This is a genomic window from Geodermatophilus sp. SYSU D00691, from assembly GCF_054050275.1.
Genome location: NZ_JBJGYZ010000005.1, coordinates 61,128 through 84,540 on the forward strand (window position 1 = coordinate 61,128; position 23,413 = coordinate 84,540).

The 23,413-nt window shown below is 74.8% G+C and carries 26 protein-coding genes and 1 pseudogene; 7 read left to right on the top strand and 20 right to left on the bottom strand.

Translation table 11 applies throughout. The annotated features are described in order from the left end of the window. The first annotated feature begins 35 nt into the window (after positions 1–35). Both ACI797_RS05020 and ACI797_RS05025 read left to right on the top strand, forming a co-directional pair. Entirely contained in the window at positions 36–638 is a 603-nt protein-coding gene (locus ACI797_RS05020; protein ID WP_456857409.1) for a TetR/AcrR family transcriptional regulator, read from the top strand. Between the two features lie 33 nt (positions 639–671). Next, entirely contained in the window at positions 672–1,421 is a 750-nt protein-coding gene (locus ACI797_RS05025) for an SDR family NAD(P)-dependent oxidoreductase (RefSeq protein WP_456857410.1), read from the top strand. A 5-nt stretch (positions 1,422–1,426) separates the two neighbouring features. On the opposite strand, the gene ACI797_RS05030 is transcribed toward ACI797_RS05025, so the two are convergent. The 10 genes and pseudogenes from ACI797_RS05030 to ACI797_RS05075 form a co-directional block, all read right to left on the bottom strand. Next, complete coding sequence (locus tag ACI797_RS05030; protein ID WP_456857411.1) at positions 1,427–1,888, bottom strand: nuclear transport factor 2 family protein; 462 nt, start codon at positions 1,886–1,888, stop codon at positions 1,427–1,429. Continuing rightward, positions 1,885–2,796: a TIGR03619 family F420-dependent LLM class oxidoreductase gene (locus ACI797_RS05035; RefSeq protein WP_456857412.1), complete on the bottom strand. Its 912-nt coding sequence runs from the start codon at positions 2,794–2,796 to the stop codon at positions 1,885–1,887. Before ACI797_RS05035 ends, ACI797_RS05030 begins: the two co-directional genes overlap by 4 nt. Then, positions 2,793–4,277, bottom strand: a complete 1,485-nt coding sequence (locus tag ACI797_RS05040) for an aldehyde dehydrogenase family protein (protein WP_456857413.1) — start codon at positions 4,275–4,277, stop codon at positions 2,793–2,795. The genes ACI797_RS05035 and ACI797_RS05040 overlap by 4 nt, the downstream gene beginning before the upstream one ends. Next, positions 4,274–6,031 carry a PEP-utilizing enzyme gene (locus tag ACI797_RS05045; RefSeq protein ID WP_456857414.1) on the bottom strand — a complete coding sequence of 586 codons (1,758 nt, stop codon included), beginning with the start codon at positions 6,029–6,031 and terminating at the stop codon, positions 4,274–4,276. Before ACI797_RS05045 ends, ACI797_RS05040 begins: the two co-directional genes overlap by 4 nt. Further along, positions 6,028–6,882, bottom strand: coding sequence for an SDR family NAD(P)-dependent oxidoreductase (locus tag ACI797_RS05050; RefSeq protein ID WP_456857416.1), 855 nt, complete (start codon positions 6,880–6,882; stop codon positions 6,028–6,030). The genes ACI797_RS05045 and ACI797_RS05050 overlap by 4 nt, the downstream gene beginning before the upstream one ends. A gap of 12 nt (positions 6,883–6,894) precedes the next feature. Further along, complete coding sequence (locus ACI797_RS05055; RefSeq protein WP_456857417.1) at positions 6,895–8,094, bottom strand: aromatic ring-hydroxylating oxygenase subunit alpha; 1,200 nt, start codon at positions 8,092–8,094, stop codon at positions 6,895–6,897. Positions 8,095–8,107: 13 nt separating this feature from the next. Further along, positions 8,108–8,458, bottom strand: a complete 351-nt coding sequence (locus ACI797_RS05060; protein WP_456541349.1) for a putative quinol monooxygenase — start codon at positions 8,456–8,458, stop codon at positions 8,108–8,110. A 12-nt stretch (positions 8,459–8,470) separates the two neighbouring features. Then, positions 8,471–9,601, bottom strand: a complete 1,131-nt coding sequence (locus ACI797_RS05065; RefSeq protein ID WP_456857418.1) for an aromatic ring-hydroxylating oxygenase subunit alpha — start codon at positions 9,599–9,601, stop codon at positions 8,471–8,473. Positions 9,602–9,696: 95 nt separating this feature from the next. Then, positions 9,697–10,722 (bottom strand): Rieske 2Fe-2S domain-containing protein, encoded by a 1,026-nt coding sequence (locus ACI797_RS05070; RefSeq protein ID WP_456857419.1) that lies wholly within the window; start codon positions 10,720–10,722, stop codon positions 9,697–9,699. After that, positions 10,719–11,684: pseudogene (locus tag ACI797_RS05075) on the bottom strand (PDR/VanB family oxidoreductase); the annotation flags it as partial. The pseudogene ACI797_RS05075 and the gene ACI797_RS05070, both read right to left, overlap by 4 nt. Positions 11,685–11,783: 99 nt before the next feature. Here ACI797_RS05075 and ACI797_RS05080 point away from each other — a divergent pair. Continuing rightward, positions 11,784–12,194 carry a nuclear transport factor 2 family protein gene (locus tag ACI797_RS05080; RefSeq protein ID WP_456857420.1) on the top strand — a complete coding sequence of 137 codons (411 nt, stop codon included), beginning with the start codon at positions 11,784–11,786 and terminating at the stop codon, positions 12,192–12,194. A 14-nt stretch (positions 12,195–12,208) separates the two neighbouring features. Next, positions 12,209–12,520, top strand: a complete 312-nt coding sequence (locus ACI797_RS05085; RefSeq protein WP_456857421.1) for a hypothetical protein — start codon at positions 12,209–12,211, stop codon at positions 12,518–12,520. On the opposite strand, the gene ACI797_RS05090 is transcribed toward ACI797_RS05085, so the two are convergent. The 4 genes from ACI797_RS05090 to ACI797_RS05105 are packed head-to-tail and all read right to left on the bottom strand — an operon-like array spanning position 12,502 to position 15,869. Continuing rightward, the gene (locus ACI797_RS05090) at positions 12,502–13,086 is read right to left on the bottom strand and encodes a TetR/AcrR family transcriptional regulator (protein WP_456857422.1); all 585 of its coding nucleotides are present in this window, start codon (positions 13,084–13,086) and stop codon (positions 12,502–12,504) included. The two genes, ACI797_RS05085 and ACI797_RS05090, sit on opposite strands and share 19 nt — an antisense overlap. Beyond that, entirely contained in the window at positions 13,087–13,527 is a 441-nt protein-coding gene (locus ACI797_RS05095) for a nuclear transport factor 2 family protein (RefSeq protein ID WP_456541355.1), read from the bottom strand. Between the two features lie 15 nt (positions 13,528–13,542). Continuing rightward, positions 13,543–14,868, bottom strand: coding sequence for a phosphotransferase family protein (locus ACI797_RS05100; protein ID WP_456857423.1), 1,326 nt, complete (start codon positions 14,866–14,868; stop codon positions 13,543–13,545). After that, a complete protein-coding gene (locus tag ACI797_RS05105) occupies positions 14,865–15,869 on the bottom strand; it encodes an NAD-dependent epimerase/dehydratase family protein (protein ID WP_456857424.1) in 1,005 nt (334 codons plus the stop codon). Before ACI797_RS05105 ends, ACI797_RS05100 begins: the two co-directional genes overlap by 4 nt. Positions 15,870–15,940: 71 nt before the next feature. Between ACI797_RS05105 and ACI797_RS05110 the strand changes: the two genes are divergently transcribed. Beyond that, positions 15,941–17,092, top strand: coding sequence for a hypothetical protein (locus ACI797_RS05110; RefSeq protein ID WP_456857425.1), 1,152 nt, complete (start codon positions 15,941–15,943; stop codon positions 17,090–17,092). On the opposite strand, the gene ACI797_RS05115 is transcribed toward ACI797_RS05110, so the two are convergent. Genes ACI797_RS05115 through ACI797_RS05125 form a run of 3 tightly spaced genes read right to left on the bottom strand, consistent with a single transcriptional unit; the run spans position 17,085 to position 19,229 of the window. Further along, positions 17,085–17,630: a nuclear transport factor 2 family protein gene (locus ACI797_RS05115; RefSeq protein WP_456857426.1), complete on the bottom strand. Its 546-nt coding sequence runs from the start codon at positions 17,628–17,630 to the stop codon at positions 17,085–17,087. The two genes, ACI797_RS05110 and ACI797_RS05115, sit on opposite strands and share 8 nt — an antisense overlap. Further along, positions 17,627–18,682: an NAD(P)-dependent alcohol dehydrogenase gene (locus tag ACI797_RS05120; protein ID WP_456857427.1), complete on the bottom strand. Its 1,056-nt coding sequence runs from the start codon at positions 18,680–18,682 to the stop codon at positions 17,627–17,629. Before ACI797_RS05120 ends, ACI797_RS05115 begins: the two co-directional genes overlap by 4 nt. A 13-nt stretch (positions 18,683–18,695) precedes the next feature. Further along, positions 18,696–19,229 carry a pyridoxamine 5'-phosphate oxidase family protein gene (locus tag ACI797_RS05125; protein ID WP_456857428.1) on the bottom strand — a complete coding sequence of 178 codons (534 nt, stop codon included), beginning with the start codon at positions 19,227–19,229 and terminating at the stop codon, positions 18,696–18,698. A 64-nt stretch (positions 19,230–19,293) separates the two neighbouring features. Between ACI797_RS05125 and ACI797_RS05130 the strand changes: the two genes are divergently transcribed. After that, entirely contained in the window at positions 19,294–19,752 is a 459-nt protein-coding gene (locus ACI797_RS05130; RefSeq protein WP_456857429.1) for a nuclear transport factor 2 family protein, read from the top strand. Between the two features lie 43 nt (positions 19,753–19,795). Here ACI797_RS05130 and ACI797_RS05135 read toward each other — a convergent pair whose 3' ends face one another. Then, positions 19,796–21,517 carry a PEP-utilizing enzyme gene (locus ACI797_RS05135; protein WP_456857430.1) on the bottom strand — a complete coding sequence of 574 codons (1,722 nt, stop codon included), beginning with the start codon at positions 21,515–21,517 and terminating at the stop codon, positions 19,796–19,798. A gap of 133 nt (positions 21,518–21,650) precedes the next feature. Here ACI797_RS05135 and ACI797_RS05140 point away from each other — a divergent pair, with 133 nt between their 5' ends. After that, positions 21,651–22,400, top strand: coding sequence for a tyrosine-protein phosphatase (locus tag ACI797_RS05140; protein WP_456857431.1), 750 nt, complete (start codon positions 21,651–21,653; stop codon positions 22,398–22,400). 77 nt (positions 22,401–22,477) lie between these two features. Here the strand turns inward: ACI797_RS05140 and ACI797_RS05145 are convergent, their stop codons facing one another. Both ACI797_RS05145 and ACI797_RS05150 read right to left on the bottom strand, forming a co-directional pair. Further along, a complete protein-coding gene (locus ACI797_RS05145; RefSeq protein WP_456857432.1) occupies positions 22,478–22,918 on the bottom strand; it encodes a nuclear transport factor 2 family protein in 441 nt (146 codons plus the stop codon). Further along, the gene (locus ACI797_RS05150; RefSeq protein ID WP_456857433.1) at positions 22,915–23,397 is read right to left on the bottom strand and encodes a VOC family protein; all 483 of its coding nucleotides are present in this window, start codon (positions 23,395–23,397) and stop codon (positions 22,915–22,917) included. The genes ACI797_RS05145 and ACI797_RS05150 overlap by 4 nt, the downstream gene beginning before the upstream one ends. Between the last annotated feature and the right edge of the window lie 16 nt (positions 23,398–23,413).

Consider the following 23,413-nt stretch of genomic DNA (forward strand, 5'->3'; position numbering starts at 1 on the left):
GGCCCCGTCGCTCCGAGACCCTCTACTCTCGTGCCGTGACCGCAGCGAACAAGCGCCCGGCGCACCGGCCGTCCCGCCGGACGACGGTCGTGCGCTCCGCCATGGAGCTGTTCGCGTCGCCGCGGTCGGACGCCATCACGGTAGCCGAGATCGCCGACGCGGCCGGGATGACGAGCGCTGCGGTGTATTACCACTTCGCCTCGAAGGACGACATCCTCCTCGAGGGGCTGCGCGCGTTCGGCGACGCGATGGTCACCGAGGCCCGGCGCGACCAGCAGGAGGTGGCGGCGGACGGGGCCTCGATCGGCGAGCTGCACGTCCGCCTGCTCGGCTGGATGGACGAGCGCCGCGACGAGGCCACCGTCTGGTTCGTCAAGTCCTCCGGCGTGAGCCTCGCGGTCGAGCAGCTGCGCCGGGAGCTGCGGCACGAGCTGATGACGGTGTTCAGCCGCGCGGCCAAGGCCGCCCGCCCGAAGACCGGCGCGGCCGAGGCGGCGGTCATCGCCACCGCGCTGCTCTCGCTGCTCGAGACCGCCGCCACCTCGTGGCTGACCGACGACGAGTCGGTGACCGGTCTGGGCCGGCAGAAGTTTCTCGACGAGACCTGCCGGCTGGCCGAGCGCATCACCGGCGTGTAGGTCGACTTCCTGGGCCTCCACTACGGTCTCGGCGTGGCTTCGGAGCGCCGGCTGGCCGTCGTGTCCGGCGGCGGCACCGGGATCGGCCGGGCCTGCGCCGCCGCCCTGGCCGCCGACGGGTGCGACGTCGTCCTGCTCGGCCGGCGCGCCGAGGTGCTCGAGGAGGCCGCCGCCGCGCTCGGCGAGCGGGTCACCGCGGCGCGGTGCGACGTCGCGGACCCCGCCGACGTCGAGCGGTGGGTCGGTGGCCTGCGGACCTCCGCCGCCGTCGTCGACGTGGTGGTGGCCAACGCCGGTGCACCCGCCCGCCGGCTGCCCGCGGACGCGCCGCTGTCCGACGTCGCCGACTCGTGGCTGGCCGCGTGGCGGGCCAACGTGCTCTCGGCCGCGCTGCTCACCACCGCCCTGACGCCCCTGCTCGCCCGGCCGGGCGGCCGGGTGGTGCTCGTCGGCTCGCGCGCCGCGCTGACCGGCGGCTCCACGCCGGCGTACGTCGCCGCCAAGGCCGCGTTGTCGGGCTGGGTGCTCAGCCTGGCGGCCACCCTCGGACCCGACGGGATCACGGCCAACGTCGTCGCTCCCGGCTACACCGAGGGCACGGAGCTGGTCGCCGGCCGGATCCCGCCCGAGCGGCACGCCGCGCTGCTGGCCGGCATCGCGGCCGGGCGGCCGGCGCGGCCGGAGGAGGTCGCCGAGGTCGTGCGGTTCCTCGCCGGGCCGGGGGCGGCCTACGTCAACGGGCAGGTCCTCGGGGTGGACGGCGGCGTCCTGCCCCGGGGCTGAGCCGCTCATCCCCCGGCCGCCCGCTCGACGGCCCGGGCGAGCAGGCCGTCGTCCCCCTCCCGCCAGGTGACCACCAAGGTCACCGCGCGGATCCGCCAGCAGTCCTCGTCGAGCACCAGCCGGTGCACGTAGTGCCCGCCGAGGGTGTACCGGGCGCCGTCGAGGACGTGGTCGGCGCGCATGGTGGTCTGCACCCGCACGCCGTCGACGTCCGGCCGGAACCACGGGTTGACCAGCACGTGCGAGGTCGCGTCCAGGCCGGGGAACAGCCGCCGGGCCCGCGCGACCCAGTCGTCGGCGGCCGTCCGGCCGGCCGAGCCGGGTCGGTAGGAGGTGTAGTCGACGTCGACCTCGTCGCAGAACACCGACCGGTACAGCGCCCAGTCGCGGCCGTCGATGCCGTGGGCGAACCGGGCGAGGACGTCGAGCACGGCGGCCCGCACCTCGGGCGACGGCGGGCGGCTCACCGCGCCGCCGAGACCAGGGGGGCCAGCCGCGCCGGGAGCTCGGCCCAGGCCTTGGGCGAGTCGAGCGCGGGATCGAAGTTGGCGTCCACGATCACCTGCGCGATCCCGTTCTCCCGGGCCCGGCCGACGTCGGCGGCGAGCTCGTCCACCGACAGCGCGCGCAGGCCGCGCACCGGTACCGGCGGCTCGGTGTAGACCCGCCAGTAGACCTCCAGCGGCGGGCGGCCGGCGGGCCGGCGCTCGCGCAACCGGGCGGCGGTGGCCAGGATGTCCTCCAGCGCGCCGGAGGCCGGGTTCCAGATGTCGAACCGCTCGGCGGTGCGCCGCAGCCCCGCCTCGGCGCGCATGCCCGAGAGCAGCCGCGGCCGCGGTGACTGCAGCGGCTTGGGGCGCACGTCGGCAGTCGGGATGTCGAAGAACTCGCCGGCGAAACGCACCGGGTCGGGGCCCCAGCACGCCTCCAGGGCGTCGAGCATCTCGTCGAACCGCCGGCCGCGGGTGCGCGGGTCGACGTCGGCCTGCCGGTGCTCGTCGTCGGACCAGCCGACGCTGAACCCGACCACCAGCCGGCCGCCCGAGAGCAGGTCGAGGGTGGCCAGCCGCTGGGCGAGCTGCACCGGCCGGTGGTACCCGGCGACCAGGACGCTGGTGCCGATCTCGGCCCGCGTCGACCAGGCGGCGGCCATGGACAGCGTCTCCAGCGGCGAGAGCGTGGTCCGGTACGCCTCCGGGACGGCGAGGCCCGGCCGGGCGGCGTACCCGGACACCGGCTCGTGCGGGTAGAACATGTGCTCCTGCACCCACAGCCCGCCGAAGCCGATCTCCTCGGCGCTCTCGACGAACGCCCGCAGCGCCTCCCGCGTGACGTGCCCGCCGAGCTGCGGCAGGCACAGGCCGACCGCGGTCACGGTTTCCCGGGCACGGTCGTCGTGCCGCGCGCGTCGGCGGGCAGCTGCAGCGAGACCAGCTCCTGGTACTCGGCGAGGCCGTGCGGCCCGAGCTCGCGGCCGATCCCCGACCGCTTGAACCCGCCGAACGGCGCCAGCACGTTGAACCGCCCGCCGTTGACCGACACCTGCCCGGTGCGCAGCCGGCGGGCGACGGCGACCGCCCCGGCGACGTCGCCGGCCCAGACCGCGCCGGAGAGGCCGTAGTCGGAGTCGTTGGCCACCCGCACCGCGTCGTCGACGTCGTCGACGGGGAGGACGGCGAGCACCGGGCCGAAGACCTCCTCGCGCGCGAGCGGGGCGGCGGGGTCGAGCCGGCTGACCACGGTGGGGCGCACGAACCAGCCGCGGTCGCGTCCCGGCACGGGCCCCGGTCCACCGGCGACGACGGTGCCCTGCTCCGGCGCCGCGTCGACGTACCCCCGCACCGAGCGGTGCTGGGCGGCCGACGCCAGCGGGCCGACCTCGGTCGCCGGGTCCAGCGGGTCGCCGACGACCATCCCGCCGACGGCGGCGGCCAGCCGGTCCTCCACCTCGGATAGCAGCGTCCGCGGCACCAGCAGCCGGGTGGTCGCGGCGCAGGTCTGGCCGTTGTTCACGAACGCGGTGCGCACCGCCGCGTCCAGCGCCGGGCCCAGGTCGGCGTCGGGGCAGAGCACGAACGCCGACTTGCCGCCCAGCTCCAGGGTGAGCCGCTTGATCTGCGGAGCGGCCAGCGCGGCGACGCGGGCGCCGGCGGCGGTGGAGCCGGTGAGGCTGACCAGGTCGACGTCCGGGTGCTGCACGAGCACCTCGCCCGCCTCGGCCCCGCGGCCGGTGACCACGTTGAGCACCCCGGGCGGCAGGCCGACGGCGTCGGCGACGTCGGCCAGCGCGTAGGCGGCCAGCGGCGCCACGCTGCTCGGCTTGACCACGCAGGTGCAGCCGGCGGCCAGCGCCGGCGCCACCTTGGCGGCCAGCTGGTAGAGGGGGTAGTTCCACGGCGTGATGGCGCCGACCACCCCGGCGGCGACCCTCAGCACCAGCGAGCTGCCGAGCCGCTCCTCGGCGGGCTGCTGCTCGACCAGATCGGCCATCGACCGGAACACCGCCACGCCCAGGCCCACCTGGACCCGGTGCGAGACGGCGATCGGCGTGCCGACCTCGCGCGCCATGACCCCCGCCAGCTCGTCCCCGCGGGCGTCGAGGCCGTCGGCCAGGCGGCGCAGCAGCGCGGCCCGCTCGGCGACGGGGGTGCTCGACCACGCCTCGAACGCCTGGCGCGCGGCGTCGACCGCGGCACCGACGTCCTCGGCGCCGGCGGCCGGCACGGTGGCGAGCACCTCCTCGGTGGCCGCCTCGTGCACCTCGATGGCGCCGGACCCGGAGGCCGGGCGCCAGCGCCCACCGACGTAGAGCGCCTCACGGGAGAGCCCCGCCGTCGGCACGGCCGCCGCGGTCACGGCACGGGCGCCGGGACGGCCGGGTCGACGGCGTCCACGGTGACCGTGCCCGCCGTGCCGTCGACGGTCAGCAGCATGCCGTCGGCGAGCACCGACGTGGCGTCGGGGACCGACAGCACGCAGGGCAGGCCGACCTCCCGCGAGACGACGACGGCGTGGCTGTTGAGCGCGCCCATGTCGACGACGACGGCGCCGGCGACGAGGAACAGCGGAGTCCACGCGGCGTCGGTGAGCGGCGCGACCATGACCTCCCCGGGCTCCAGCGCCGCGGCCTCGGCCAGGTCGCGCACCACCCGCGCCCGGCCGGTGTAGGTGCCCGCGCTGCCGCCGACGCCGGTGAACACCGTGCCCTGCTCCGCGGTGGCCCCGGCCGGCCGGGAGCGACGGCGCCACTGCGACAGCGGCGGGATCTCGTCGGCGATGATGAACGGCGGCTCGAGCTCGAACAGCGCCCGGTACCCGGTCAGCCGCTCGCGGATCACGTCGGTGAACGCGTCGGGGTCGGCGACGTAGGCGTTGAGCTCGTCGGCGAGCAGCATCATCACGTCCTCCGGCTCGGCGAGCCGGCCCGCGGCCACCCCGCGGCGGCCGAGCTCCCGGATCGCGAGGCGGACCTCGTTGATGACGACGGCGGAGTTGGCCTTGGTCTGCTCGCGCAGCGGGATGGTGTCGCGGGCCGAGCGCAGCGCCACCTCCAGCGTGCCCAGCGCCTCGTCGTCGCCGGCGAGCAGCCCGCGCAGCTCGTCGGCGGCCGCCTCGCGCCGGGCGGCCAGCCGGGCCGCGCGCGCCTGCGGAGAACCGTCGTCGGGCGAGTCCCGCAGCGCCTCGACGTGCGCCAGCGCCTGCACCGGGTCGGCGTCCCACGACCGGGCGCGGATGTCCCACTCGTTGGGGCCGCGCATGCCGTACTCGGCGAGGAAGGCGTCGAACGCGGCCGCGAACTCCGGTGCCTCGCCGGCGGCGAGCGCCTCGGCCACCGCGGTCGGTCCGCGGTCGAACAGGGCGGTCAGCTCCGCCGAGCCCCGGACCCGCCGGGACAGCTCCCACAGCCCGGTGCTCGGGGACGCCGACTCGACGTCGCCCAGCCCGGAGATGAGGTCGAGCAGCAGGTCCGGCCGGTCCGCCTTCGCGCACAGCTGGCCGAGCATCGCCTGCCCGACCGTGGAGGCCAGCGACGAGTAGTCGTGCCGGGCGAAGGCGTTGTCGAGCTCGCCGAGGAAGGAGCGGGCGTGCGCGACCAGCTCGGCGTCGGTCAGCGCGGCGAGGTCGGGCCGGTCGCGCCGCAGCGCCCGCACCCGCCGGCTGTCCTCGTCGATCTCCGGGAACTCGGTGCGCCCGAGGACCTCCCCGATGGTCTGCGCGGTCTTCGCGCTGCAGCCCTCGTTCACGTCGTCGGGGTGCGGCCGGTAGGGCGGCGCGTCGGGGTGCGCGCCGAGCAGCGCCCGGTCGAACTCCGCCACCGTCTGGCCCATGCGCAGGCCCATCAGCCGCATGTGCGAGAGGTTGAGGTAGAAGTAGCCGCCGAACAGGCCGGCCACCGGCGGCGGGTCCTCGGGCAGCTCGCCCTCGGCGTACACCCCGAAGTCGACGAACCCCTTCAGCCAGCCCTTGAGCAGGCCCTGCTCGAACACCAGCGTCCAGCCCAGCGGGCTGCACGGGTCGGGCAGCACCTCGCCGGCGTTGGCCCGGGTGTAGTAGGGCAGCCGGTCCCAGCGCTCGGAGTCGGTGATCCAGCGCTCGGTCGTGGGCGTCACCACGGCGAGGTGCCGCCGTCGACGTTGATCGTCGTCCCGGTGACGCCGCCGCCGGCCTCGCTGCACAGCCAGACGGCGCAGGCGGCGACCTCCTCCACCGTGTTGAGCCGCTTGATCATCGACTCCTCGGCGTAGCCCTGGAGGAACTGCTCGTACGTGATCCCCGACTGCTCGGCCACCAGCGGGCCGACCTCCTTCATCAGGTCGGTCTCCACCGCGCCGGGGCAGATGGCGTTGCAGGTGATGCCCTGCGTGGCGTACTCGAACGCCGTCGCCTTGGTCAGCCCGTTGATCGCGTGCTTGTTGACGATGTAGTGGCTGACCATCGGCTTGTTGGCCATCTTGCTCTCGACCGAGCTCATGTTGATGATCCGGCCCCAGCCGCCCTCGAGCATGTACCGCAGCGCCCGCCGGGTGCCCCAGAAGTGCGCGTTGAGGTTCCAGTCCAGCGCCTGGTTCCAGGCCTCGTCGCTGAGGTCGCCGACCAGCGCCCAGCCCTGCGTGCCCCCGGAGTTGTTCACGAGGATGTCCAGCCGGCCGTAGCGCTCGGCGGTGAAGTCGACCAGCGCCTCGACCTGGTCCTGCAGGGTCGCGTCGCACGGGAAGAAGTCGGCGCGGTCGCCGGCGTTCATCTCGGCCAGGGCCTGCTTGCCCTTGTCCTCCGAGCGGCCGCTGACCACCACCGACGCGCCCTCGGCCAGGAACGCCTCGGCGATCCCCCGCCCGATGCTGCGCGTGCTCTGGGTGAGCACCGCGACCCGCCCCTCCAGCTTGCCCCTCGGACGCTCGCCGGCCGGAGCCGTCGCGACGTCCTCGATCTCCTCGATGTCGGTGGTGCCGCCAGCGCTCATGACACCCGCTCCTCAGATCGTTCCGTCGATGGCTTGGTTGATCGCACGGTGGAAGTGCTGCACGCCGGGCTCGTTGCGCCCGAACACGAAGTCCTGGTCGGCCATGGCTGCCAGCCCCCGCTGGACGCCGAACCCGGCGCCGTAGTCCTCGTCGAGGACGACGTCGTGGAACCAGTCGCGGGTGTGGTCGGCGTTCTTGCGCTCCTCGTCGTCGACCGGCTCGCGCCGGAGCAGGATGTGCTGCTCGGTCTTCGAGGCGTCCCAGGTGCGACCGGGGAAGACGAAGGAGACGGCGACCTGCTCGCGCCAGCCGCCGGCGATGGCCAGGCCGGGGAAGAGCCAGTAGATGGCGCCCACGCAGCGCCGCGGGTCCCAGCTCTCCGGCGGGGTGTCGACCGCCTCGGCGATCGGCCGCAGCGCGAAGGAGTTGCGCTGGTGCGGGCCCCACGAGTCGAAGGCCGCCATGTTCGACAGGTTGGTGCGGAAGACCGTCGTCCGGTGCAGCGAGGCGAAGTGGTAGCCCTCCAGGTAGCCGTCGACGACGACCTTCCAGTTCGGCCCCTCGAGGACGCGGGTCGAGTGGTGGTAGCAGTCGGCCAGGCCGAGGGCCTCGAGCAGCTCGAGCAGCTCCGGCTCGATCCAGGCGTCGAGGTCCAGGGCGCCACCCGGGGTGAGGCAGACGAAGACGATCCCGGCCCGCTCCGCCACCGGCAGCTGCCGCAGCCCCATGTCGGCGCGCTCGACCGGGCCGAAGGTGTTCTCGCCGTAGACGCCGGTGAGGCAGCCGGCGAGGTCGTAGGACCAGGCGTGGTACGGGCAGGTGAACCGGCGGGTGTGGCCGGTGCCCTCCGGCACCAGCTCTCCCCCGCGGTGCCGGCAGGAGTTGACCAGGGCGCGCAGCTCGCCGCCGCGGTCGCGGGTCACGATCACCGGGGTGCCGACGACGTCGACCGCCTTGTACGAGCCGGGCGTGGGCAGCTCGCAGGAGAGCGCGACCGGCAGCGGCCGGGTGCGGTGGACGGCCTGCACCTCGCGCTCCCACAGCTCGGGGTCGGTGTAGTTGCGCACCGGCTCGCGCCACTGCGCCTCGACCATGTCCGTCGTGGTGTGGCGGTAGTGCTCGACCAGCCGGGCCATGACGTCGAAGGCGTCCTTGCGGACCGCCGGGCTGGTGAAGTCGACGCCGGAGGCGTAATGAGGGACGGCGGTCATGCCGGGGCTCCGTTCAGGCTGTCGCGGCGGGTGCGGACGAGGACCCCATCGGGCGGGAGACCACGACCGTGTGGTGGGTCATCTGGCGGCCGGTGCGGGTGAGCCCGGCGATCGCGGACCGCAGCTGCTGCACGTGCGGCAGCGTCAGGTGCTCGGTGAGCGCCGCGTCGCTGGTCCAGTGCTCGAAGACGCGCACGCGGCCGGGCAGGCGCAGGTCGGGCGAGAACGCGTAGTCGATGCAGCCGGGCTCCCGGCGGCTCTCGGCCACCACGACGGCGAAGGCGCGCAGCGCGGCCTCCCGGTCGGCCGGGTCGAAGTCGATCCAGCCGGAGACGATGACGGCGGGCTCCTCCTCGGGGTTCACGGCACCGGCCCGTCAGGAGTCGAGCATCTGCTGCACGACCTGGTGGAAGTGCGTGATCTTGCACTCGTGGTCGTTGAACACGTTGCGCGCGTAGGCCGAGGAGGTCCGGGTCGCGGCCACCTCGCCGTAGATCTCGACGTCCTCGGCGACGACGTCCTTCAGCCGGTTCCAGTGCGCGCTCACCCCGGCGACGTAGTCCTCGTCGCCCTGCGGGTCGTACTGCAGCTCCCAGGTCTCGAACCGGGTGCGGTCGACCGCCAGGGGCACCGCGCGGAAGAGCTGGATGTGGTTCGGGTTGTTGTTGAACACCGCGGTCGGGAACACCGTGTAGTGGCAGATCGCCAGGCTCTGGTGGTCGCGGGTCTCCTTGAGCTTGGGCAGCACGCCCTTGTAGGGCACGACCATCATCCCGTGCGGGCCCCAGTGGAAGAAGGTGCTCTCGCGGCCGTCCTTGGCGTCCTGCGGCGGGACGCGGTGCAGCGCCGGCGCGTGGTAGTTCTCGTTGAAGCCGTCGATGACGACCTTCCAGTTGACCGGCAGCTCCCAGACCAGCTTGTCGATCAGGAGCATGTCCTCCATGCGGTAGGCGCCGAGGTCGCCGACCAGGTCCTCGCCCAGCCACTCGAGCAGCGGGGGGGCCACGCCGGGGCCGGCCAGGACCACCCACACCCAGCCGCCCCACTCGTCGCACTCGACCGGCGGGGCGGCGAGGCCGTCGAGCTGCTCGGGGGCGAAGTCCTCGCGGTCGGGGACGCCGAGCACGTTGCCCTCGAAGTCGTAGGTCCAGTTGTGCCAGCGGCAGGTGAACCGGCGGGCGCCGCAGCCCGACTCCTTCACGATCCGCGCGCCGCGGTGCTGGCAGACGTTGTGGAACCCGGCGACGCCGCCGTCGCGCCGGCGGGTGACGACGATCGTCTCGCCCTGCCCCTCCCAGACGACGTGGTCGCCCGGGTTCGCGATCTCCGAGGAGCGGCAGACGATCTGCCAGGTTCGGGCGAGCACCTTCGCCCGCTCCTGCTCGTACCGCTCCGGGTCGAGGTAGACCGAGGCCGGCAGGGACGACGGCTCGGCGTCGGCGGGCAGCAGGGGGACGCCCGGACCGTGCCGGTAGGGCAGCTCGCCTCGGCTGGGGACGAAGACCACGGGACCCTCCGCGAAAGAGACGGGGACGATGCGGGGATTCGCTGTGACGTGGGGCACGATCCGCAGCCCGACAGTGCCCCAAAGAGGAGACACTGTCAAGTAAGTCGAGAGGGCCGTTCCTCCTCGAGGAGCCGCTTGACGATCTGCTGCGCGCGCACCGCCGCGGCGTCGGCCGCGGCGTTGACCTGCCGCGTTGCGCCGTCCCGGTCGAGGGTCGCCTGGATCGCCTCGAGCAGCGGCTCGTCCTCCTCCATCGTCCGCTCGTGCACCCGGCGCAGCGTCTCGTCGACCACCGGGTCCCCCGCCGCCCAGTCCCGCGCCACCCACCAGTGCACCCGGGTGGCCCCCGGCTCGACCGGGGTGAAGGCGCGCACGAACACGGTGCGGAAGGCCGCTCCGTCGGCCTCGATGCGCATGTGGTCGACGTGCAGCGCCGGTGAGACGAACACGCCCGACTCGTGCTGCACGCCGCGGGTGTCCGGCGGCAGCCCGGTGGCCGAGCTCTGCCACGCGGCCAGCGGCGCTGCCGGGAAGGTGCGGGCGTAGGAGACCGACGTCTCGGTCACCTCGATCTCCAGCGGCGGCGGCTCCTCGAGGTAGCCGCGGTGCGAGGTGTCGGGGTGCACGAAGGCGAAGTGGGTGCGGTCGAGGGCGTTCTCGTGCAGCAGCAGGTAGCCGGCGGCCACGCTGCGCTCGCCGCCGAGCACCGACCAGCCGGGGTCGGCCAGCCACGGCACCCGGGGCGGATCGGCGGTGCGGGCGCGGCGGGGGTCGCCCGGCCAGATCCACACCAGCCCGCCCTCCTCGCGGACCGGGTGGCTCGGCACGCCCGCCCCGTACGGCACGTGCTCCTGGGAGGGCACCCGCACGCAGGCGCCGGTGCCGTCGTAGGTGAAGCCGTGGTAGCGGCAGACGACCGTGTCGTCGACGAGCCGCCCCATCGACAGCGGCAGCGCGCGGTGGGCGCACCGGTCGTCGAGGGCGACCACGCCGCCGTCGCCGCGCCGGTAGAGCACCACCTGGCGGCCCAGCAGCCGCACGGAGGAGAGCCGGGCGGCCACCGCCGTCGACGGCGCGGCCAGGTACCAGCAGTCGAGGGGGTAGTCCCGCACGGCGGTCACAGGTCCAGCACCAGCCGCGGGGACTGCGACCGCGAGACGCAGATCATCATGTAGTCACCCGCCGCCTTCTCCTCGTCGGTGAGCAACGAGTCCCGGTGATCGGGCGAGCCTTCCACGACGGCGGTCTCGCAGGTGCCGCAGACGCCTTCCTGGCACGAGGAGAGCGCGTTGACCCCGGCGTCGAGGACGACGTCGAGGATCGACCGGTCCTCCGGCACGGTCACGGTGATCCCCGATCGCTGGCAGACCACCTCGAAGCTGGTCGCGGCGGCCCCCTCGGCCACCGGCTTGGCGGAGAACCGCTCGACGTGCAGGCTGCCCGGCGGCCAGCCGGCGCACCCCTGCTCGACCGCCTGGAGCATCGCCTCCGGGCCGCAGGCGTAGACCAGCGCACCGGGCCGTGGCTCGAGGATCGCGGCCAGGTCGAGCAGCCCGTGCTCGTCCTGCGGTCGGAGCACCACCCGGTCGCCGTAGCGGGCCAGCTCGTCGACGAAGGCCATCGACGAGCGCTGCCGGCCACCGTAGAAGAGCGTCCAGTCGGCGCCCGAGGCGTCGGCTTCGGCGATCATCGGCAGGATCGGCGTGATGCCGATGCCGCCGGCGAGGAAGACGTAGCGGTCGGCGGCGACCAGCGGGAAGTGGTTGCGCGGCCCGCGCACCGACACCCGCTCCCCCGCCGCGAGCCGCTCGTGCACGTGCCGCGACCCGCCGCGGCCGCCCTCGTCGAGCAGCACGCCCAGCCGCCAGCGGGTGCGCTCCCCCGGCGAGCCGCACAGCGAGTACTGGCGGGTGAGGTCCGGCCCGAGCAGCAGGTCGACGTGCGCGCCCGGCGTCCAGGCCGGCAGCTCCTCGCCGTCGGGGTGCTCGAGCACCAGCGTGACCACGCCGTCGGCGGCCTCGGTGCGCTCGGCGACCACGAGCTCGCCGACGTGCTCGGAGTAGATCGTCGCCATGGCCGTCGTCGGCTCGGCCGCGGTCATGGCACCCCCCTGACGTTTCTGGACTGCGAGCACAGTAACTCGCTCTGGCCAGTTCCTGTAGGGCGTGTGCAGGATGGAGTCGTGGACGAGCGGATCGCGGTGGTCGAGGCGCTGTTCGGGGCGTGGTCGAGCGGCGACGCCGACGCGCCGCGGCCGTTCCTGACGGAGGACGCGGTCCTCGACGACGTCATCGGCGGGGTGCACCGCGGCTGGCCGGCGATCCGCGCCTACTTCGCGCGCGGCCTGGCGAGCTGGCCCGACCTGCGGCTGGTGCCCTCCGGCGAGTGGTGGAGCCGGCCCGACGGCCTGGCGTTCACCTGGGTCATGTCGGCGACCGTGACCGACGACCGCTTCGGCCCCGGCACGGCCGGCCGGCGGTGGCACGCGCCCGGCATGAGCTACGTCGTGTTCTACGGCGACCGGGTGCGGCACGAGGTCGACTACCACGACGGCGGCTCGCGCGCGCGCTCCTTGCGGGGACCCGATACCTGAGGAGAGTGGGGCAGATGCTGGATCGTGACGAGCTCCCTGCCGAACTGCGCGGCGCTCCTCCCGCGGAGGACGCGCACGTCCCCCCGGAGGCTGCGGGCGCCGTGGTGAGCCACGAGGAGCGGGCCGCCCGGTCGCGCGGCGGGGACGCCATCCCCACCGAGGCCCTCGCGGCGGCGGAGGCGGCCGCCGAGCGGGCCCACCTGCTCCCGGCCGAGATGCGCGTCCAACCGCTCGTCGAGCCCGAGGTCGACGTCGCCGACGGCGCCGCGGTCCCGCCCGAAGCCGGGGTCGTCGCCGTCGCGCACCCTCACCGCGACGAGGGCTGACCGAAGCGCCGCAGCAGGTCGGCGTGCAGCCGGCGGACGTCGGCCGGCGCGATCCGCTGCTGCTCGACCAGCCGGCGGTACAGGAAGGGCGCGACGACCGCGTCGAGCGCCTCGCGCCGGTCGAGGTCGGCCCGCAACCGGCCGGAGCGCACCCCGGCCTCGAGGATCGCCGCCGCGCGGGACGAGCGCTCGTCGAACACCGACCGGCGCAGGTCGGCCAGCTGCGGGTCGCGCCAGGCGGCCTCGATCAGCGCGACGAGCACCGAGCCGTACGTGCGGTCGTTGAGCCGGTCGGCGTAGTCCTGCAGGTAGTGCAGCAGCTCCCGCTCGGTGTCCCCGCGCAGCTCGGGGGAGGACCGCCGGGCCAGCTGGGCGAACGCCTCGTAGTAGAGGACGCGCAGCTCCGGCCAGCGCCGGTACACCGTGCTGCGGGAGACCCCGGCACGGTCGGCGATGCGCTCGACGGTGGCCGCCCGCACCCCCTTCTCGGCGATGATCGCCAGCGTCGCCGCGTGCACCGCGGCCCGGGTCTGGGTGATCCGCCGGTCCTCGCGCGGCTCCTCCACCTAGCCGCCCACGACGGCCGGGTTGCCGTCGGTCCACCAGGTCTCGAGCCGGCGGTGGGTGAACCGCCACCCGTCGGGCGTGCGCGCCAGGCGGTCGGTGTACCGGCCGGCGATGACGTGCAGGTCGCCGCCGGGGGTGCCGGCCTTGACGTGCTGGGCGTGCAGGTAGCACTGCGCGGTGGCGGTGTCGCCGTCCACCTCGACGACGACGTTGCCGATGAGGTGGTGGCTGCGGTCCAGCGGGTCCAGCGCCGCCCGGCACACCGACTCGATGGCGGCGTAGCCGGCGAACTCGCCGAGCCCCTCGTACTCGGTGACGGCGTCGTCGGTGAAGCAGGTGCGCAGCGCCGCCCAGTCGCGGTCGTCGAGCGCGCTGCCGTACCGGTAGCAGAGCCGGGTGACGTCCCGCTCGTCCAGCAGCAGCTGCAGGGTGGGGTCCACGGGATCTCTCCTGTCTCAGTCGGGTGCCACGAGGTCGGCCAGCCGGCGCAGGAACCGGTAGTGCACCGCGGTGCCGATGGCCAGCAGGTTGGGGGTGGCGGCGACGCCGTCGCGGAACAGCCGCAGCGCGGTGAGGTTGGCGCAGGCGCCCTTGAACTGGTTGAACGCCTCCCAGGCGTGCCACTGCTCGGGCGTGAGGCGGATCCCGGTGATCCGCGCGATGCGCTCGTACCAGGCGTCGGGCGGGCCGAGCTTGCGGCCGCGGATGACCGCCAGGTACGCCCAGTCCTCGGCCGCGTCGCCGTGGTGCACGAACTCCCAGTCGGTGAGCGCCACGACCCGGCCGGCGACGGAGAGGAAGTTGCCGGGTCCCGGGTCGCCGTGCACCACGACGGTCGGGCCGGTGGGGCGCAGGTGCGCGCGCAGCCAGGCCGCGGCCTCGTCGAGCAGCGGCACCGGCTCGGGCACCGAGCCGCGGTAGACGGCCTCCCAGCGGTCGACCTGCGCGGCGACCGCCGCCTCCGGGTCGGGCACCGGGCCGAGCGCGTCGGCCGCGACCGCGGGGTCGGTGCGGTGGACGGCGTGCAGCGCGGCCACGAAGGCGTCGAGGACGGCGTCGTCGACCGCCGAGCTGCCGGGGACCAGGTCCATGACGAAGAACGGACGGCCCAGGACGTCGGGGCCCTCGATCCAGCGCACCGGGGCGACCGGGACACCGGCGGCCCCCAGGTCGCGCATGGCCCGCGCCTCGAGGGTGCCGTCGGTGCCGAACGTGCCGCCCTGCTCGATGCGGACGACGTAGGCCGCCTGGCCCTGCGGCGTGGCCAGCTCGACGCGCAGCATGCGCCGGCTGTGCCCGCCGGAGAGCACGGTGGCCAGCCGCACCTCCACCGGGCCGCCGTGGACCCCGGCGAACCAGCGGGTCAGCCGGTCCAGCTCGTCGGCCGGCACACCGCGCGGCACCGGCTCGACGTCGGTGGCCGGGTGGCCGCTGAAGGTCTCCAGCAGCGGAGCGGCGACCCGGATGTCCTCCTCCAGCCGGTCGAGCAGCACCGCACGCACGCGGGCGGCCGGCGCGCCGCCGGCCACCAGGGCCGCCGAGGCGCGGCGCAGCGCCGCCGGCAGGTCCCCGCCGGGCGGGCGGCCCAGCGCCTCGTCGAGGGCGCGGGCCTGCCCGGCCGGGTCGGGCGCCGGCCGGCCGGCGGCGTAGCGGGCCAGGCCGGTGAGCTGCACGGCGGTGTCGCGCGCGGCCCCGGGCGGCAGCGCCGGGACGACGGCGTCGGCGATCGTGGCCGCGACGGCCCGCCACAGGACGGCGTCGTCGACCGGTGGCGCGGTCACCCCCGCAGCCCCGCCACGACGCGGGCCTCGTGCTCGAGGTCGAAGCCGGCGCCCCACAGCGGGTCGGCCAGGGCGCTGCCGGCGGCGGCCAGCGGCGAGGAGACGAACCACTCGTAGGTCTCGGCCATGCCGGTGGCGAAGTCCCGCTCGGCCGGGAGGCCGAGCAGCGCCCGGGCCTTCTCGGTGCTCACCACCCCGTGGTGGCGGGCGGCGAACAGGTGGCTGAAGGGCAACGGCTTGCCGAGCCCCGGCAGCGCCTCGTCGGGGACGGGGACGACGTCGGGCTCCACCCCCACGACCTCCGCCGCCGTCGCCACGTACTGCGCCGCCGTGACGCCCTGCCCGCTGACGTTGAACACCTCCCCCACCGCGGCCGGCGACCGGCCGAGCACCAGCAGGGCGGCGCACAGCTCGTCGACGTGCCCGTAGGACGTGGCGACCAGGCCGCCGTGCGGCACCAGCACCGGCAGCCCGCGGCGCAGGCGGGTGAACATCGCCGTCTCCATGTCGTGGATGTTGTTGGTCGGGCCGTAGATCGCGGCGGGGCGGGCGACCGTCGCCGGGAAGCCCCGCTCCCGCGCGGCGCCGAGCAGCACCTGCTCGGCGTGCACCTTGAAGCCGCCGTAGGTGGTCGGCGGCTCGTCGCGGCAGGGCTGGTCCTCGGTCCACGGGAAGAAGCCGCTGGGCCGGTAGGCCATGATCGAGGACACGAACACGTAGCGCCCCGTGCGGCCGTCGAGCAACCCGACGAGGTCCTCGAAGGAGGACCCGCCGGCCGCCATGACGAAGCCCGACACATCGTGGACGGCGTCCCACTCCGTCCCCGCCAGCGCGGCGCGGACCGCGGCGGGATCGGTGCGGTCGGCGACCAGCTGGCCGACGCCGGGCGGCGGCGCGGAGCGGCCGCGGTTGAGCAGGGTGACCTCGGCACCGGTGCGCAGCAGGTGCTCGACCAGCCGCCCGCCGACGAAGCTCGTGCCCCCGAGGACCAGCGTCGCCACGGCACCCTCCCCCTCCGCGAGATGTGCGACAGAATGTTGCACAGCCTCGCGCGGGTGTACAAGACTGCGCCATGACCACACCGCGCGGCGGCCGGCTCACCCGCGCCGACGAGTGGCCGCGCCACCAGGTGGCCCGCACCTTCGACTCGGTGGCCAGCGACTCGCCGCACTGGAGCGACGGCTTCTACTTCACCGCGGCCGACGACGCGGGGACGGCGTCGCTGTTCACCGCCATCCGGCTCTACGCCAACACCGACGTGCTCGACGGCTACGCCTGCGTGGGCATCGACGGCCGTCAGCACAACCTGCGCTGGTCGCGCCGGCTGCGCCCCGCGATCGACGACCTCGCCGTCGGCCCGCTGCGGGTGGAGGTGCTCGCCCCGCTGGAGCGGCTGCGCACCACCTGCGCGCCCAACCCGCACGGCATCGCCTTCGACCTCGGCTGGACCGGCCTGCACGAGCCCTACCTGGAGGAGTACGCCGAGCGCTGGGCCGCCGGACGGCTCACCGCGCAGCGCTGCAACTACGACCAGTGCTGCGACGTGTCCGGCTGGCTCGAGGTCGCCGGCCGACGGCTGGAGGTGGACGCCGCGTGGGTCGGCGTCCGCGACCACTCGTGGGGTCTCGGCCGCACCGGCGGTCCGCCCACCCGGGCCGCCGCGCCGCTCCCCCCGGGCGTCGGCGACAGGAGCTTCGCCGTCCGGCAGTGGGTGGTCGTGCGCTTCCCCGAGCGGGTCGTCTTCTGGCAGCTGCACCAGGCCGACGACGGCTCCTTCCCCATGTTCGAGAGCCGGGTGCTGCCACGCGGCGACGCCGGCGAGCCGTGGTCCTACACCGCGCCGGCCGAGCTCGAGGTGCGGCTGGTGCCCGGCTCCCGCCGGCTGCGCGACGGCACCATCGGGCTGCGCACCCCGGGCGGGGGCACCGAGCGGTTCGGCTACACCGTCGTCGGGACGCCGGTGTACCTGCAGGGCGGCGGCTACTGGCAGGGCTTCGACGACGGCCTGGGCCGGGGCGTCTACCGCGGGGAGGACCACGGCGAGGGCGAGGTGTGGGACGTGTCGGCGCCCGGTGTGGTCGAGGACCCGAAAGGGCTCTTCCGCGCCCGTCCCGACCAGTGGGCGCAGACGTTCGCGGTGGTGGAGAACCTCGACGACCCGGCCGAGCGCGGCACCGCGCACTTCGAGTGCGTGGTCGCCGGCGCCCGGCCCGACCTCAGCTGACCCGCGGCGGGAAGTCGTCCGGACCGAGGACGGCGCCGGTCCCCCGGTCCTCCGAGCCCTGCCGGAACAGGCCGGTGTCGGCCCGCATCGGGGCGCCGCGCGGTTCCCGCCGGGTCCACTCGTGCACCACGACCCGGTGGGCGATCCCCCACCGCTCGTCGCGGCGGGCGTAGCGGTCGGCGTAGCGGCCCCACCAGGTGTCGTGCACGGGGGCGCCGGCGTCGTCCCGGCGCAGGACGTGGGCCTGCACGTACGCCTCGCCCCGGGCGTCGTCCGGCCCGTCCAGCTCGACCAGGTGGTTGGTGACGCAGTGCAGCGTCGCGTCGTACCGGCGGTGCGACTCGACGACCCGGGCGCAGAACTCGGCGGCGTCCCCGACGAACACCCCGTGGTCGTCGACCGCGCCGGGCAGGTAGGTGCTGCGCAGCAGGTCGACGTCGAGGCGGTCCACGCCGCGGCAGTAGCGCAGCACCACGGCGCGGATCTCCTCGATCGCGGCCAGCCGCTCGAGCGGGTCGAGGCCGGCCGGCGGCGTCACCGCTCGTTCGGCACGATGACGGCGCGGCCGCGCAGCGAGCCGTCCTGCATCTGGCGGTAGGCGTCCATCGCGTCGTCCAGGCCGAACGTGGTGATCTCCGGCGTGATGAGGCCGCGGGCGGCCATCTGCATCACCTCGGCGAGCTCGGGCCGCGAGCCCCAGCACGGCGCCTGGACGCTGACCTCGTAGGGCTGGGTGTAGAAGCCGACGGGCAGCGTCGCCGCGCCGGCCCCGACGATGGTCAGGTCGCCGAGGGTGCGGACGACCTGCTGGGCGAGGGCCAGGGTCGGCTCGGCGGTGACGAAGTCGAGCACCAGGTCCGCGCCCCTGCCGCCGGTCGCCTCCTTGATCTGCGCGGCGGCGTCCTCGCCGGAGCGGATCGTCACGTCGGCCCCGCAGCTGCGGGCCAGCTCCAGCGCGTTCTCCTTGAGGTCCACCGCGATGACCGTGGTGGCCGAGAGGGCCTTGAGGATCTGCACGCCGAGGTGGCCGAGGCCGCCGACCCCGATGACGACGGCATGGCTGCCCGGCAGCAGCTTGGGCAGCGAGCGCTTGACGGCGTGGTACGGGGTCAGCGCGGCGTCGGTGAGCGGCGCGGCCTGCACGGGCTCGAGCCCGTCGGGCAGCGGGGTGAGGAAGCGGGTGTCCGGGACCAGCATGTAGGGCGCGAAGCCGCCGTCCTTGCCGAGCCCGCCACCGCCGTTCACCTGGACCGCGTTCGCCGGGTCCTCGCAGTAGATCTCCACGCCGGCGCTGCACCGGGCGCACCGCCCGCACCCCCACGGCCCGTACACGGCCACCGGCTGCCCGACCTCGAGCCCCCGCACGCCCGGACCCACCTGGTGCACCCACCCGGCGTTCTCGTGGCCGAGGGTGAACGGGATCTCGAACGGCACCGCGCCCTCGGGGTAGTCGTGCATCACGTGCAGGTCGGAGTGGCACGCCCCGGCGCCGCCGACCTTGATGACGACCTGTCCGGGTCCGGCCTCGGGCTCGGGCACGTCGCGCAGCTCGGCGTCGGACTGCCACTTGGTCAGCTGAAGGGCGCGCACGGGGGTCCTCCTGTCAGGGGGTGGGCTGAGCAGGGGCCGCCGACGGCGCGGCGGCCCACATCTTGCTGCTGTCGAATCCGATCCGGCCCTCGGGCACGACCTCCAGCACCACCCGGCCGGGCGAGTCGAGGTGGGCGGCGAACGAGGCGGCCTTGGCCGCGTCGTCCGGGCGCAGCCGCGCGGCGAACGCGGGGTAGAACCAGGCCTTGGTGGCGTCGTCCTCGTGCACGACGCAGGTGCCCTTGTAGGTCAGCGACCGGCTCACGCCCACCCCGGAGCCCTTCGAGGTGATCGCGATGCTCACCCGGGGGTCGCGGCGCACCGCGGCGATCCGGGGCCGACCCGCCGTGGCGGTGAGCCAGAACCGGCCGTCGTGGGCCAGGTAGTTCATGACCACGCCCATCGGGTGGCCGTCCTTGCCCAGCCAGATGAAGGTGCACTCGGTCTGCCGCTGCAGCAGCTCGGCCTCCTGCTCCCGCTCCAGCGTGTAGGAGCGCACGTCCTCCCAGTCGCGGGCGGTGTCCCCGCGCATCGGGTCCCCGGCCATGGCCACCTCCTCCGGATCCCTCGGAGTCTTGCGCTAACTGGAGAGCGTGTCTAGTTTCTGGCCGGTGTCAGACCCGTTGCAGCAGCTGCTCGACCGGCTGGAGATCCACGACCTGCTCGCCCGGTACTGCACCGCGCTGGACACCCGCGACTGGGAGCGGCTCGGCGAGGTGTTCGCGCCGGACGGCGTGTACGAGTACGGCACCCTCGGCAGCCCGCGAGGCGTCGCGGCGGTCATCGCGGCGATCCGCGGCACCATCGGCGACCTCGATGCCACCCAGCACCTGGTCGGCAACGTGATCGTCGATGTGCGCGGCGACGAGGCGACCGCCGACTGCTACCTCATCTCGCAGCACGTCCGCCGCGGGACCCCGGGCGGGGACCACTACTTCCTGGGCGGCCGCTACCACGACCGGCTGGTGCGCACGCCGGACGGCTGGCGGATCGCCCACCGGACGCTGCACAGGATGTGGACCGAGGGCAACCGCGAGGTCGTCCGGCGTCCCGGGACCGCGTCCGCGTAGCACCGGCCGCCGGCGTCCCCGCGGACACCGGCGGCCGGGCGGCTCAGGTGCTGAGCACGGTCACGCGGCCGGTGGAGCCGTCGACCTCGACCTCGGCGCCGTCGGGGATGCGCCGGGTGGCCGCGGTGACCCCGGCCGCGCAGGGGATGCCGAGCTCGCGGCTGACGATCATCGCGTGGCTGCCCATCGCGCCGACGTCGACGACCACCGCGCTGGCCACCATGAACAGCGGCGTCCAGGAGGGATCGGTCTGCGGGGCGACGAGCACCTCGCCGGGCTGGAACTCCGAGATGCTGGCCGTGTCGTGCACGATCCGCGCCCGGCCGCGGGCCACGCCGGCCGACGCCGGCCCGCCCTGGAGGACGTCGCCGGGCCGGGCGGTCTCGACCGCGACCTCCTCCTTGCGCGGGATCTCCGACAGCGGCTTGATGCCCTGGCGGGAGTCGAGGAAGGTCGGGATGTCGAGGCCGGCCAGCCGGTGCCACTCCTTCTCCCGGTCCGCGAGGCGCTCGCGCAGCGCCTCCGGCTCGGCGACGAGGATGTCGAGCTCGTCGTCGGTGGCCATGAACAGCTGCTGCGGGCTCTCCAGGTGCCCCTCGGCGTGCAGCCGGCGGGCGAGCTCGCTGAGCGCCATGCGGGCCTCGTGCAGCACCTTGATGCAGTTGGTCTTGGCCCGCTCCCGCCAGGCGCCGAAGCGCCGGGCCGAGGCGACGGCGAGCTCGAAGGTCTGCAGCGCCTCCTGGTTGTCCCCGAGGATCGCCAGCGCCTTGGCGGTGGCCTCGGCGCGCTGCCGGTCCTGCTCCCCCTGGCGGGCGCCCGGGGACGCCTCGTCGCCGAGGTGGCGCAGCCGGTCGACCAGGCCGAGGGCCAGCTCCGGGTGGGTCTCCCAGGAGGCGGCGCCCAGGTCCCACTCGCTGGGGCCGCGGTAGCCGTAGTCGCGCAGGAAGCGGTGGAACTGCGAGGCGAAGTCGGCGTGCCCGGCCTCCAGCCGGCCGAGCAGCCCGTCGACGCCGGCGTCGAACTCCGCCATGAGCGAGTCGTCGGCCCGGACGACGCGGGAGAGGTCCCACAGCGCGAACGACGGGGCCGCGGAGTCGACGTCGCCGGCCTGGCCGATGACCTGGACGACGAGCGACGGGTCGGCCTCGCCGAGCAGCTGGCCGAGGACGGCGGGGCCGGTCGCGGCCTGGTTGCTGCCGATCGTCTCGCTGCGCCAGCACAGCCGCTCGAGCGGCATGAGCGAGCGGGCGTACATGACCAGCGCGGCCGGCGTGAGCGTGGCGAGGTCCGGCCGGTTGGCCCGGACGCGCTCGGCGATCTGCCGCTCCTCCTCCAGCTCGGGGAAGGTCGTGGTGGTCAGCGCCCACTGCGTGCGGGCCGCCATCTTGGCGCTGAGCTCCTCGTTGACGTCGTCCGGCCGCTCGTCGTGCGGCGGGGAGTCGACGCTGAAGAAGGCCGCGTCGATGGCCCGCCAGCCGATGCCGGCCCGGATGCCGACCACCCGCACGTTGGACTGGTTGATGTAGAGGTACCCGTAGAAGAACCCGGCCACCGGGGCCATGGGCTCCTTCGCCAGCTCCGACGGCGTGAAGGCGTCGAGCGCGGCGTAGCCGGCGGCCCAGCCCGGGATGATGTGCGGGATCCAGCAGAAGCTCGCGCCCAGCGGGGTGATCGGGTCGGGCAGGACGTCGTTGGCGTTGAGCCGCGTGTAGACGGGGAACTGCTCGCTGGGGACGGTGTCGATCAACCAGCCGTGGTCGGCCATCGGCGGCGTCCTTCCTGGTTCCGGGCGGGCAGGCCCGCGACTGTGACCCGGCTCACGGGTCGGGTTGCCGGAACTGTAGAGGTACTAACTTGTCACTGTCACTAGTTTGAGCCCATCGATGGAAAGTGGCGGCATGGACGTTTCGCGGGCACTCGTGGTCGACGGGCTGCTCAACGTGCGCGACCTCGGCGGGCTGACCACCGGTGACGGCCGGCGGGTGCGGCGCGGCCGCGTGGTGCGCTCGGACAACCTGCGCGGGCTGACCGACGAGGGGGCGGTGGCGCTGGTCCGCGACCTCGCGCCGCGGCTGGTCGTGGACCTGCGCACCGAGCAGGAGTGCGCGCGCGAGGGGCGGGGGCTGGCCGAGGTGCCGGACGTGCGCTACGTGAACCTGCCGTTGCAGCCCAAGGCGGCGCTGTCCCCCGAGCAGGTCGCGGCGGGACTGGCCACCAACCTCGTCGACGACTACGTGCTGCAGCTCCGCGACAACGGCGAGCTGCTGCTGGTCGCCGTCGAGCTGCTGGCCGCCGAGGGGTCGCTGCCCGCCGTCGTGCACTGCACGGCCGGCAAGGACCGCACGGGCGTGCTGGTCGCGCTGCTGCTGGAGCTCCTCGGCGTCGAGCGCGAGCAGGTGGTGGCCGACTACGCGGCGACGACCGCGAACATGCCGGCGATCCTGGCGCGGATCCGCTCCTCGCCGTTCTTCCGCGGCAACGGCCTGGCCGCGGCGCCCGAGTGGATCTTCGGCTCCGAGCCCGGAACGATGCGCGCGTTCCTCGCCTGGCTGGACGACGAGTTCGGCGGCGTCGAGCGCTGGGCGGTGGGCGCCGGGCTGCCGGCGGGCGCCGTGCAGCGGCTGCGCACCGGGCTCCTCGAACCCTGACCCGCCGCCGCCCCGGCGACATCGGCGCTGTGGCACGCTTTCCCGCGCCGAGGCGTGCGAGACCGCCGATCTCGCCGTCAGCCGGTCCGCGGGGGCAGGGGGACGACGGTGCCGGGGTCGAGGGGCCCGCGGTAGACCATGGCGAAGCGGCGGGACGCGAACTGCCAGCCCTCGGCGGTGCGCCGGTACTCGTCGTCGTAGTGGCCCAGGTGCAGCGCCCCGGAGCCGTCGGCGAGGTGGTTGAGCTCCAGCACCCACCACTCCCCCCGGCCGGTGTCGCCGGACACCTCGACGGTGCCGGTGGGCGCCAGCTGGGCCACCCAGGGGTACTTGGCCAGCGCCGTCGTCCACAGCTCGACCGCCGCCGCGCGGCCGTGGGTGACCCGGCCACCGCCGAGGTCCCAGGTGGCGTCCTCCGCCCACGTGGCCGCCCACGCGGCCGCGTCGCGCCGGCAGACCGCGTCGCAGTACCGGGCGACGAGGGCGCGGACGGCGAGCTCGTCCTCCGCCGCGCTCACGGCCGGTCCTCCCCCGCCGCCAGCCGCGCCTGCAGGCGGGGCCGGAAGGCGGGGTCCACGAGCTCCCACCACAGCCCGGCGCCGGCGTCGTGGTAGCTGAACATCGCCGGCTGGCCCTCGGCGGGGACGTGCCGGACCCGCCCGGGCAGGCCGGCGTCGTCGAGGCGGCGGATCGTCCCCGCGAGATCGTCCACCCAGAAGCCCACGTGCTGCAGCGCGAGGGCCTGGGGGGCCCAGATCCCGCCGGACAGCTCCTCGATCAGCTCGAGGTACGGCGGCCCCTGCATCGAGTAGGTGGCGGCGATCCGCGCCTCCCGCACGCGGCCGTCGACCAGCACGTCCAGCCGGCTGTCCCCGACCCTGCTGAACGTGAAGCCGAGGGCCTCGGAGTAGCGCGCCATCGCCTCCCGGACGTCGGGGACGACGACCCCCACGTGGTACATGTCCAGCCCCGCCGGCGGTGCCCCGAACCAGCTCACCCGTCGCTCCCTCTCC